10 protein-coding genes are annotated in these 12848 nt (G+C 34.2%); 9 read left to right on the plus strand and 1 reads right to left on the minus strand.

Going from position 1 to position 12848, the window contains the following annotated elements; translation table 11 throughout:
- The first annotated feature begins 2 nt into the window (after positions 1–2).
- The 9 genes from LOS86_RS07875 (at position 3) to LOS86_RS07915 (ending at position 12039) form a co-directional block, all read left to right on the plus strand.
- Complete coding sequence (locus LOS86_RS07875) at positions 3–2336, plus strand: oxidoreductase (protein WP_231841562.1); 2334 nt, start codon at positions 3–5, stop codon at positions 2334–2336.
- A gap of 8 nt (positions 2337–2344) precedes the next feature.
- Positions 2345–3934, plus strand: a complete 1590-nt coding sequence (locus tag LOS86_RS07880; protein WP_231841563.1) for an AMP-binding protein — start codon at positions 2345–2347, stop codon at positions 3932–3934.
- A 38-nt stretch (positions 3935–3972) separates the two neighbouring features.
- Positions 3973–4392: an acyl-CoA thioesterase gene (locus LOS86_RS07885; RefSeq protein ID WP_194095543.1), complete on the plus strand. Its 420-nt coding sequence runs from the start codon at positions 3973–3975 to the stop codon at positions 4390–4392.
- 82 nt (positions 4393–4474) lie between these two features.
- Complete coding sequence (locus LOS86_RS07890) at positions 4475–5455, plus strand: carbon-nitrogen hydrolase family protein (protein ID WP_231841564.1); 981 nt, start codon at positions 4475–4477, stop codon at positions 5453–5455.
- Positions 5456–5522: 67 nt separating this feature from the next.
- Positions 5523–6140 (plus strand): hypothetical protein, encoded by a 618-nt coding sequence (locus tag LOS86_RS07895; protein WP_231841565.1) that lies wholly within the window; start codon positions 5523–5525, stop codon positions 6138–6140.
- Positions 6141–6196: 56 nt separating this feature from the next.
- Positions 6197–7306 (plus strand): cupin domain-containing protein, encoded by a 1110-nt coding sequence (locus tag LOS86_RS07900; RefSeq protein ID WP_231841566.1) that lies wholly within the window; start codon positions 6197–6199, stop codon positions 7304–7306.
- A gap of 43 nt (positions 7307–7349) precedes the next feature.
- Positions 7350–8258 carry a fumarylacetoacetate hydrolase family protein gene (locus LOS86_RS07905; protein ID WP_231841567.1) on the plus strand — a complete coding sequence of 303 codons (909 nt, stop codon included), beginning with the start codon at positions 7350–7352 and terminating at the stop codon, positions 8256–8258.
- Between the two features lie 69 nt (positions 8259–8327).
- Positions 8328–9074, plus strand: a complete 747-nt coding sequence (locus tag LOS86_RS07910; protein ID WP_309508754.1) for a maleate cis-trans isomerase family protein — start codon at positions 8328–8330, stop codon at positions 9072–9074.
- A gap of 241 nt (positions 9075–9315) precedes the next feature.
- Positions 9316–12039: a T9SS type A sorting domain-containing protein gene (locus LOS86_RS07915; protein WP_231841568.1), complete on the plus strand. Its 2724-nt coding sequence runs from the start codon at positions 9316–9318 to the stop codon at positions 12037–12039.
- A 70-nt stretch (positions 12040–12109) separates the two neighbouring features.
- Here the strand turns inward: LOS86_RS07915 and LOS86_RS07920 are convergent, their stop codons facing one another.
- Positions 12110–12799: a Bax inhibitor-1/YccA family protein gene (locus LOS86_RS07920; protein ID WP_231841569.1), complete on the minus strand. Its 690-nt coding sequence runs from the start codon at positions 12797–12799 to the stop codon at positions 12110–12112.
- Positions 12800–12848 lie beyond the last annotated feature (49 nt).

Genomic DNA, 12848 nt, shown 5'->3' on the forward strand with positions numbered 1-12848 from the left:
ATATGAAAACAATAATTCCCCCTTCGGGGGTTAGAGGGCTCAAAATAACAGTTATAGGTGGCGGTCCGGGCGGACTTTACTTTTCGATATTAACCAAAAAAGCAATGCCTCATTGCCAAATCGATATTTACGAACGTAATAAACCCGATGATAGTTTTGGCTTTGGAGTCGTTTTTTCAGACGAAACGTTAGGGGAATTCCTTAAACGCGATATGCAGTCGTATGAATTAATTCGTAGCAAATTTGCATATTGGGATGATATTATCGTTGCTCGTGATGGTGAAGAAGTAAGTATTGCAGGAAATGGCTTTTGTGGTTGTTCACGAAAAACACTATTAAAATTATTACATCAACGCTGTATCGAAGAAGGAGTAAATCTGCATTTTGAACAAAATGTGGATGATTTATCGCAATTTGCCGATTCTGATATTATTTTAGCTTCTGATGGAATAGCAAGTGCTATTCGTACCCAATACCAAAAAGAATTCGGAACGAAAATCGAATTAAAGAAAAATCGCTTCGTTTGGTTAGGATCTACAAAACCTCTTGATGCGTTTACTTATTTTTTTAGAAGTACGCCTCACGGAACTATTGTGGCTCACACCTATCAATACGAAGAAGGTATGAGTACATGGATTTTTGAATGTTCAGATGAAACTTGGCAAAAGCATGGTTTTGAAGTGACAAATGAAGCCGATACAATGGCTAAAATTGCTGAAATCTTCAAAGAAGAATTAGACGGGCATCCGCTGATTTCAAATAAATCGCATTGGCGTCAATTTCCACATGTAACGAATCAAAATTGGTATCATAACAACATTGTATTATTAGGTGATGCCAAAGCTACAGCCCACTACTCTATTGGTTCAGGAACCAAATTAGCAATGGATTGTGCTATCGGATTATCGGATGCTGTAATTGCGAATCCAAATAACGTACAAGCTGCTTTTGAGCAATACGATAAAACCCGAAGAAATACGGTAGAAATGATTCAATATGCCGCAGTAGTTTCTTTAGATTGGTTCGAAAATATGGATCGTCATATGCAACATCCTTTCCAACAATTTGCGTTTGGATGTATGACACGCTCTAAAAAAGTAACGTTTGAGAATTTGCGTTTGAGAGATAGTTCGTTTACCGATAAAGTATTGAACGAATTTTTGGAAAATTCCAACTCCCAACTCCCAACTTCCAACTCTGCAGCCTTCACTCCTTTCAAAATTAGACAACTAGAACTCCCAAACCGCATCGTTATGGCACCAATGGGACAATATTCTGCTGTAGATGGATTGGTTTCTGATTGGCATTTAGTCCATTACGGAAGTCGAGCTACTGGTGGTGTAGGATTAATCATTACCGAAATGACCGCCATTTCTGAAACCGGAAGAATTACCGAAGGTTGTGCTGGAATTTACAATGCAGAACAAGTAAACCAATGGAAAAAAATTACCGATTTCATACATAACAATACAGAAACAAAAATCGGAATTCAATTAGGACATTCCGGAAGAAAAGGTGCTACTAAAAAACCTTGGGAAGGCAACGGACCGATGGAAACACCTTGGGATTTAATTTCGGCATCTCCTATTCCATTCAATGACAATTTCACTGTTCCAATGGAAATGACATTGGAAGACATGGCGAAAATCAAAGCACAATTCGTACAAGCAGCTAAAAATGCAGACGAAGCAGGATTTGATTTGATAGAATTACAAGCACATCACGGCTTTTTATTGGCTTCATTCCTATCTCCATTAACCAATATACGTACTGATGAATTTGGTAGTAGCATCGAAAACCGTTTGAAATATCCATTAGAAGTATTCAAAGCCATTCGTGAAGTATTCCCAACGGATAAACCAATTTCTGTGCGAATTTCAGCAACTGATTGGGCTGAAAACGGAATTTCGGAACAAGAAGTGATTACTATTGCAACCGCTTTCAAAAATGCTGGTGCGGATATCATCAATGTTTCAACAGGAAATACAGTAGCTGGTCAAAAACCTTTAACGGGAAGAATGTGGCAAACACCTTTTTCGGATGCGGTTCGAAATACGGTTCATATTCCAACTATAACCGCTGGCTATATTCAAGATATTGACCAAATCAATACGATTCTTTTAAACGGAAGAGCTGATTTAGTGGCTTTAGGGCGACCTTTATTGTTGGATGCAAATTTCGTTAGAAATGCTCAAGCTTACGAACAATTTCAAGCGAATGACATTCCAAATCCATATAAAATGGGCGTTTCGCATTTATATCCGCTAAAAGCTTCTGAAAGAAAACAAGTGGAAGGAATGAAAAAAGCTTTAAAACCAAAAAGCAACAAACTATAATTGGAATTATGAAACATTACGAAGATAATTTCGCTCACAATAGCTTGCCAGTTCTGGAATTACAACCAGAATACACCTTTTTGGAATTACCGCAATTCCAACATCCTGAAATGCTGAATTGCGTTGATAGATTGTTAGATAGCCATATTCGTGAAGGACGTGGAAATAATAGTTGTATTCGTACGTTTGAGGAAACTTGGACCTATCAAGATTTATATGAAAAAGCGAATCAAATTGCTCATGTTTTGGTGGATGATTTAGGATTACAATCTGGTAATCGCGTTTTGATTCGTTCGGCTAACAATCCCATGATGGTCGCGTGTTGGTTTGCTATTTTAAAAGCGGGTGGAATTGTTGTGGCAACCATGCCATTGCTTCGTTCTAAAGAATTGACTACGATTATCGATTGTGCCGAAATTTCGCATGTGTTGTGCGATAAGGAATTGGAAGAAGAAATTCACTTAGTAAAATCTAATTTCTTAAAACAAACCTGTTTTTACGGAAATTCGCAATTGGAGGAATTAATGGCTTCTAAACCTAAAACTTTCGATAATTATCATTCGAAATCGGATTCGGTGGCTTTGATTGGTTTCACTTCTGGAACTACGGGTTTACCCAAAATGACGGCACATTATCATAGAGATATTTTGAATATTTGCGAAGCGTTTCCACAGTATTCACTACAACCCACTCCAAACGATATTTTTACAGGAAGTCCACCTTTAGGATTTACGTTCGGTTTAGGTGGATTGGTGTTGTTTCCCATGTATTTTGGAGCTTCTTCATTTTTAATCGAAAAACCGAGTCCCGATTTATTATTGAAAGCGATTCAAGATTTTAAAATAACGATTTGCTTCACCGCTCCTACTGCTTGGCGCATCATCACAACCAAAATTCAAGATTACGATATTTCAAGTTTAAGAAAATGTGTGTCTGCTGGCGAAACTTTGCCACTAAAAGTTTGGCAAGATTGGTACGATGCTATAGGTTTAAAAATCATTGACGGAATTGGTGCTACCGAAATGTTGCATATTTTTATTTCATCCAATGAAGAAAATATGAAACCTGGCGCTACAGGTAAAGCGATTACAGGTTACGAAGCCAAAATCATTGACACAGAAGGTAACGAATTACCAAGAAATGAAGCTGGAAGACTAGCCGTTCGTGGAATTACAGGTTGCAAATACCTAAATCGAGAAGAAAAACAACGCGAATACGTAGAAAACGGTTGGAACATCACAGGCGATATTTTTCGTCAAGATGAAGAAGGTTATTTTCATTTTGTGGCTCGTGGTGATGATATGATTATTTCTTCGGGCTATAATATTGCGGCAATTGAAGTAGAATCCGTACTTTTAACCCACGAAGATATTTTGGAATGTGCTGTAGTAGGTTTACCTGATGAAGAACGAGGAATGTTAGTCTGTGCTCATATTGTATTACATGATACTACTAAAGCAACAGATGCAATGAAGAATCGTATTCAACACTGGTTCAAAGAAGTAGCTGCTCCTTATAAATACCCAAGAGTCATTAATTTTGTGGAATGTTTACCAAAAACGGAGACAGGGAAAATACAACGATTTAAATTGAAATAAGTATTAAGATTTTAGTAATAAGTATCAAGACATATATAATGAGTGAATTCATAAAACAAGAAAAAGTACGCTTCCAACATGTTGATTATGCTGGAATTGTCTTCTATCCCCGATTTTTAGAAATGCTAAATTGTTTAGTAGAAGATTGGTTTGAAGAAGCCTTAGATCGTCCTTTTTCAAAAATGCACGAAACCAATGGGATTCCAACGGTTGATTTAAAAATTCAATTCAAAAATGCTGCTAGATTAGGTGAAATCTTAACCAAAAAACTTTGGGTAAAAGAACTAAAAAACTCATCCATACTTTGCGGATTTCAGTTTGTAAATGAATCTGAAAACACCGTTTTAGAAGGCGAAGTTACTTTAGTAAATGTAGCTTTCAATCCAGAAAGAAACGGCATCAAAGCCGAACCTTTTACAGAAGAAATGAAGAATAAAATAAAGCAATACGAATTATAAAACTAGGTACACGGATTCAAGAAATTATGTAAATTTTAAAAATTTCTACAATCTGTGTTCCAAAAAAAAAAACAATTCACAAATGGAATTCAAAAAATTCAAAGCCGCAACCGTTCAAACGTCACCTGTATTTCTAAATGTAGAAAAAACGGTTGACAAAGCTATTTCTTTCATCAAAGAAGCTAGTAATAACGGGGCAAAATTAATCGCTTTTCCTGAGGTTTTTATCGCTGGATATCCGTATTGGAATTGGATTATGACGCCTGTTCAAGGTAGTAAATGGTATGAAGAATTATATAAAAATTCGGTTGACGTAGCAGGTCCAGAAATCAAAAAACTTTGCTTAGCCGCTAAAGACAACGACATTCATATTGTGATGGGAATCAACGAGCGAGGTAAAAGCTATGGCGAAATTTACAATACCAATTTAATCATTGATAACAAAGGTGTAATTATTGGAAAACACAGAAAGTTAGTCCCAACATGGGCTGAAAAACTAACTTGGTCTTCAGGTGATGGTTCTTCTTTAAAAGTCTACAATACAGAAATTGGACCAATCGGAACCTTAGCTTGTGGCGAAAATACAAATACTTTAGCGCGTTTTACGCTACTTTCTCAAGGCGAATTGATTCATATCGCGAATTATATTTCATTACCAGTAGCGCCACCTGATTACGATATGGCGGAGGCGATTAAAATTCGTGCAGCAGCGCATTCGTTTGAAGGAAAATTATTTACAATTGTTTCTTGTTCGACCGTTTCGCAAGAAATCAAAGACGCTTTACGTGCTGATGTTCCGAATGTTGATGAATTATTGGATAGAAAAAGTTCTGCTTTCTCTGGATTTATAGGTCCAAATGGCGCTGTCATTGGACAACCGTTAATTGATGAAGAAGGAATGGTTTATGCTGATATTGATTTAGCAAAATGCATCCAACCGAAACAAATGCACGATATTTTAGGGCATTACAATCGATTTGATATATTCGATTTGAGGGTAAACACGGCTCCAACTCGAAAAATTACGTTTATTGATAATCACGAGGAGTTTAATAAGAGATAGTTCTTAAAGATAGTTAAACTCCGACAGAGTTCAAAACTCTGTCGGAGTTTAAAAGGTTAAATAAAATATGAAAAACTACAAACCATTACCATTAGAAAAAGGAAATTACTACCACATTTATAATCGTGGTAATAATGGTATTGATGTTTTTTTTGACTCCGAAAGTTATTATCATTTTTTAAGGTTATTTGATAGGTATATTTCACCAATTGCCGAAACTTATGCTTGGTGTTTGTTGAAAAATCATTTTCATATTTTGGTTTATATCAAATTAGATAATGAAGTTGATTACTCAAAATTAGAATATTCAACGGTAGAAAAACCAAAAGTATTAGATCCATCAAAACAATTTGGACATTTATTTAATGCTTATACACAAGCTATTAATAAAAAATTTAATAGAACAGGCGCTTTGTTTGAAAAACCTTTTGAGCGAAAGCAAATCACTTCAGAAAGGTATTTACAAAATCTTATTTATTATATTCACAACAATCCAGTTCAACATGGTTTTGTTCAACAAATGAATTTATATCCTTGGTCTTCATTTGAATCAATTATATCAGACAAACCAACAAAATTAAAAAGACAAGATGTTATTGAATTATATGGAAAAAAGCTAGACTTTATAGATTACCATAAATCATCTCAAAATTTAAATGAAATTACTAAATTTATAATCGAATAAGAAATTTATCAACTCTGACAGAGTTTTGAACTCTGTCGGAGTTAAAAATAAAAAAAATGGAAGAAAACAACTATTCAGATGATGTTTACGGAAGAGCTCGAGTACAAGACTCTGATGAACTTAAGGCATATTATAAAGAATTAGAAACACTTGGTGCAGGTGCTTTATGGACAGTCGCTAATGACATTGAACCATGGGAACCACGCTCTACCTCTGTTCCTATGTTATGGAAATATGACGATTTACGTGATTTAGTGCTAAAATCATCGGAATTGGTAACTCCTGAACAAGCAGGAAGACGCGTTGTTTATTTGGTAAACGACAAGCGTAGAGACGTTTCCGCTGCTGTGGGTTGGTTATATACCGGAATTCAAGTTACACGTCCAGGTGAATTTACTTCAGCGCATCGTCATCGTGCTTCTGCCCTACGTTTTATTATGGAAGGCGAAAAAGGTTATACGGTTGTAGATGGTAATAAAATTATGTTAGAAGTAAATGATTTTGTGATTACACCAAATTCCACTTGGCACGAACACGGTGTAGAAGAAGGTGGAAAAACTTGTATTTGGCAAGATGGTTTGGATATTCCGTTAGTGAATGCTTTAGAAGCCAATGATTATGCCGTTTTAGAAGGAAAACAAGAATTAATTGCTCCTTTAAATTATTCTCCAATTGCTTACGGTTGCGCAGGTTTAATTCCTGCCGATAAAGTTTGGGATAAACCGTATTCCCCTTTATTTAAATTTTCTTGGAAAAAGGTGTATCCAGCATTATTGGAAGCACAAAAAGTAACAGAAATCAATCCGTTTGATGGAATTTTTATGCAATATTCAAATCCATTAACTGGCGGACATGTGATGCAAACTATGGGAGCTGCCATGCAATTGTTTCCAGCTGGTTTCAAAGGAAAAGCCCACAAACACACAGGATCATTTGTTTACCAATGCGCCAAAGGAAAAGGCTACACCATCATCAACGGAAAACGTTTTGACTGGAAAGAACGCGATATTTTCTGTGTTCCGAGTTGGGCTTGGCACGAGCATCACAACTTATCGGAAACTGAAGATGCTTGTTTATTCAATTTTAATGATTTACCAGTAATTGAAGGATTAGGTTTATTTCAAGGAAGAGAATTAACAGAAAACAACGGACACCAATTGATATAGTACAGACAAGGCATTGCCTTGTCTCAACAATAATAAAAATTAAATGAAACTACTTACTTACAAAACACAAGACACCGAGCCTCGTTTGGGCTTCATTCATAACAATCAAGTAATCGACATGCAGGATTTTGGAGATATTTCCAATTTCCCATTACCAAACGATATGCTGGAATTAATTGACATGGGCTTCGAAATCATTGCAGAAATAACTGAAATGATTGCAGAAACTCCTGAGAATTTTTTCGAAGAAATCGCTTATGAAATGGATGAAGTAACCATTTTAGCTCCTATCGAAAAACCAAGAAAAAACATTATTGGAATTGGGTTGAATTATACCGAACACGTTGCCGAAAGTGCAAGAACTTTGGATACAACAGGAAAGCTTCCAACGAAACCAATTATCTTCTCAAAACCACCAACTACAGTAACAGCAACTAATACAGAAATCATCAAAAATACAAAGTTAACTTCGCAATTGGATTGGGAATGTGAATTAGCAGTAATCATCTCAAAAAAAGGAAAATACATTCCAAAATCTGAAGCATTAGATTATGTGTTTGGATATACCGTAATTAACGATATTTCAGCTCGTGACTGTCGTCGTGAGGGACAATGGATTGTTTCTAAAGGTCAAGATACGTTTGCTCCAATGGGACCTGTAATCGTAACAAAAGACGAAATTGAAAATCCACACAACTTGAATTTATCGTTAAAAGTAAATGGTGTTGAAAAACAAAATTCGAATACCAAATTCATGTTGTTCAATATTAATGACTTAATTGAAGATTTAAGTACCGTTTTCACTTTAGAAGCCGGCGACATTATCGCAACCGGAACTCCTGCAGGTGTTGGTGCAGGTCGTGATCCTCAAGAATGGATGTACGATGGTGATGTGGTGGAAGCTACAGTTGAAGGAATTGGAACAATAATTAACACAGTTAAAGAAATATAATAAAAGTATTCAGTCGCAGTTTTCAGTTTTCAGACTGTTAACTGTGACAGAGACTGTAAATTAATAAACATGAAATACAGAATAGGCCAAATAGTTCCATCATCAAACGTAACGATGGAAACCGAAATACCAGCAATTTTTCGTTCAAGAGAAACTATTTTACCAGAGCGTTTTACGTTTCATAGCAGTAGAATGCGCATGAAAAAAGTAACCAAAGAAGAACTGGAAGCTATGGATAAAATGAGTTTAAAATGTGCTCAAGAATTATCCGATGCTCATGTTGATGTAATGGGTTATGCTTGTTTAGTTGCTATTATGAGCATGGGACGTGGTTATCATTGCGTTTCGGAAGTAAATTTACACCAAGAAACGGTGGCGAATGACTTCCCTACTCCAATTGTAACTTCAGCTGGTGCTTTGATTAATGGATTGAAAGTTTTAGGTGCGAAACAAATCTCGATTATTACACCTTATATGCGTCCGTTAACTGATAAAGTGGTAGATTATATAGAACATCAAGGTATTAAAGTAAAAGAAAGCATTGCTTTAGAAATTCCAGATAATTTGGAAGTTGCCGCTCAAAATCCGATGAATTTATTAGAAATCTACAAACAATTGGATTTAAACGATGTGGATGTTTTAGTAGCTTCAGCTTGTGTACAAATGCCTTCTTTAGAAGCTATTGACTTAATTCAAGCAGAATGTGGCATTCCTGTAACTTCGGCAGCTGTTTGTACTACGTATGAAATGATGAAAAAACTAAATATTGAAGCAAAATCAGCAATTGGTGGTGAGTTATTGAGTGGGAAGTATTAATGAAATATATAAAAATCAAATTACTCTTTTTTCTATTTGTAACAATTGGCATTCTCTTACTATATTTATTTGGACTTTATTTTGTTGTTAGTGTTCCAATACTTTTCTTATTATACATTCTTATAATAATGAAATTTAGAAAGAAATAACAACTTGTATTTGACAATTAAAATTATTCAAATATTAACCTATAACTAATTGAAAAAATGTAACTTGCAACAAATTCTATAAACTATTCTTAATGAAAAAAATTCTACTCTCTCTGATTCCCCTACTTTTTATAACTTTTGTAACGCAGGCACAATGTGATAGCCCTACGTTTCCCGGCGTTAATACTATTACTGAAAATTCTGCCACAATTTTTTGGCAAGACAGTGCTTCTAACACTTGGAACATTGCAGTTTCTGTTAATGGGGTTTCGTATACCAATATAAATGTTACAACAAATCCTTATGTGTTAACAGGATTACCTTGTGGAGTTAATGTTACTGTAATGATTACTTCAGTTTGTGGTCCAAATATTGAAAGTAACCCTGTAACGATTACCTTTTTAACCAATAGTTGTAATCAAGAACAACCAGGACAACCAGAAAGTTTTTCTGCTTGTAGTAGTGATGCCTCACCTGTTTGTTTTAATTTAACAGACAATGATAGTAATTTAATGGGGTCATTAAATCCAAATGAGCATGTTATATCTTATCACTTAACAAATGATGATGCTAACAATAATGTCAATCCTTTAATATCACCTTATTGTGTTGGTCTAGGAATCAATCAAGCTGTTTATGCTAGAGTTGCTAACATTAATACAGGAACTACCTATATTTCAGTTTTTTTCTTGCATGTTACAGAACATATTTTTGTACAGCCTGCATTAAATCCAATGGAACAATGCGACCAAGATAACAATGGGTCTATTACTTTTGACTTAACAACAACAGCAGCCCAATTAAATACTACCAACACTTTATCGTATTTTACGTCTCAAGCAGATGCTGAGAACAACCAAAATGCTATAAATGCACCAAATTCATTTACCATTTCTGTACAAGCTAATGCTATTCCAATTTTTATTAGAGAAAGTATTGCTTCTGATTGTGATAAAATTTATACTTTTAATTTACGAACATTTGCCAATTGTAACCTAGCATCGGTTTGTAGTTTAGCTAATTCATTATGTGGTTCTTTAGGTGTTCCTTTTCAAAATACAATTAATTTTCCATCTGATCAGACCCAAGGATGTTTACTATCAACACCTAATCCTACTTGGTTTTATTTACCTGTAAGTAATTCTGGTAACATTAATCTTGTTGTACAACAAAGTGTTAATCCAAGTTTTAATACAGGAGCGAATATTGATGTAGATTATATCGTTTATGGCCCTTTTACAGATGCAACTTCAGGGTGTAATGGACAATTAACAGCAAACAATATTGTAAGCTGTAGTTATTCTGCTTCGGCAGTAGAATACCCTATTATTCCTAATGCTATTGCAGGACAATATTACTTAATAATGGTAACCAATTTTAGTAATCAACCTGGTTATATAAAAATTACCAATTATGGCAACTCACAAGGAACGATAGATTGTTCAGGTATTCGTTTAAATGCCTTTTTAGACTCTAATGCTAATGGAGTTCAAGATAATGGTGAAACCAACTTCCCTTTAGGACAATTTCAATATGAAATGAATGGAAATGGAACCGTTCATAATGTAACATCACCTTTAGGAATTTACACTATTTATGAGAACAATCCTTCAAATCCATATAATTTTAGTTATTCAATTGACCCAGCTTATGCTGCAATGTATTCTATAACAACTAGCAATTATAACAATATTACTGTTGCTAGCGGTTCTGGTATTACAACTTATAATTTTCCAGTAACAATTCTTCAATCTTATAATGATTTAGCTATAACTATCATTCCACAAAACGCTCCAAGACCAGGATTTGTATATACGAACAAGATTTATTATGCCAATATTGGAAATCAAACGATAGCCTCTGGAAGTATTTCATTTGATAAAGATGTTGCAACAACTATCACTTCTATTTCACAAAGTGGTACTGTAAGTACTCCAACAGGATTTACGTATGATTTTACAAACTTATTACCATTTGAGTACAGAGAAATTACAGTTACTTTTCAAGTGCCAACAATTCCAACTGTTAACGCTGGAGATTACCTAACCAATACCGCTTCAATTCTTCCATTAACAAACGATATTGTTCCTGAAAACAATTCGAATTCATTATCTCAAATGATAATCAATGCCTATGATCCAAATGACAAAATGGAATCTCATGGTGCTGAAATTTTACACAGTTCATTTACTTCAGAAGATTATTTATATTATACCATTCGTTTTGAAAACACTGGTAACGCAAGTGCAATTAATGTTAGAATTAACGATGTATTAGATAGTAGATTAGATGAAAATTCAATCAAAATGATTAATGCAAGTCATGCTTACGTTTTAGACAGAGTTGCCAATAATTTAACTTGGAAATTTGACAATATCATGTTACCGGTTTCAGTTGCGAATACGAATATTGGTAAAGGATATGTTATGTTTAAAGTGAAACCAAAACCAGGTTATAGTGTTGGTGATGTGATTTCTAATACTGCTTCTATCTATTTCGATTTTAATCCTGCTATTATTACGAATACATTTACCACTACTTTTGTTGCTACTTTAGAAACAACTTTATTCGAAAATAGTTCGTTCGTAGTATATCCTAATCCAGCACAAAACGAAGTTACAATAACATCAAGCAACAGTAATTTTATCAAAGCAATTACTATATATGATATCGTTGGTAAAACGATTCTAAGCCAAGATGGAAATAATGAATTCATTCAAACAATAAATACTTCTGAATTGAATTCTGGTATTTATTTACTACAAATTACAGATAGTAACAATCAACAAACTACTAAAAAATTAATTATTAAATAAGCAGTAGTTCCCAAATAATAAAGCCCTGAAGTTATATACTTCAGGGCTTTTATTTTATAAGCTAATTTGCTTATTTTCTACTCATTAAAATTCGTAATACATACCAGAATAATAACATAATAGAAGCAAATAATTGCAATGATGCTCCAACGTATTGATCGGTACTGAATTGGTCTTTAATTTGACTAGTTTGATATAAAATACTTGCAGACGCTAATACTACCATACCTACAGAAAACCATAATCCTAAGTTAAATCCGAAAATTGCACCTACAACAATAACTCCTAAAGCAACAAAACCACCAATAGTAATTGCAGTTCTTAAAAAAGAGAAATCGGTTTTGGTCATGAATACAACTGCTGTTAATCCAGAAAACATGAATAAGGTAATAATTGCAGCTTGCATAATCATTTCACTACCTGAATAAATAACTGCAATAGCAATCATTGGTAAGAAAATAATAGCCTCAAGCAAAACATACAATCCTAATCCTAAATATTGTTTTTGTCTATCAGGATGAAAAACCAATCGGTCTGATAATGTTGATCCCAACCAAAATAATCCTAAAACAAATAACCATACAAACTTCCCTCCCATCATCATCAAAATCCAATCAACAGGAACAATTTGTAATAAAAGAGATTCTACAAACATAAAGGCTAAAATAGCAAATGCCACATGAGTGTAGGTTTTTTTAAAAAATGCAGCTCTTTCAGCATCTGTTGCATAAGAAACTACTACTTGATTTTCTAGATTCATAAAATAATATTTAAAGTTAATCGAATTTAATTCATTCCTTTGAATAAAA

The organism is Flavobacterium cyclinae (assembly GCF_021172145.1).
Classification (GTDB): Bacteria; Bacteroidota; Bacteroidia; order Flavobacteriales; family Flavobacteriaceae; genus Flavobacterium; species Flavobacterium cyclinae.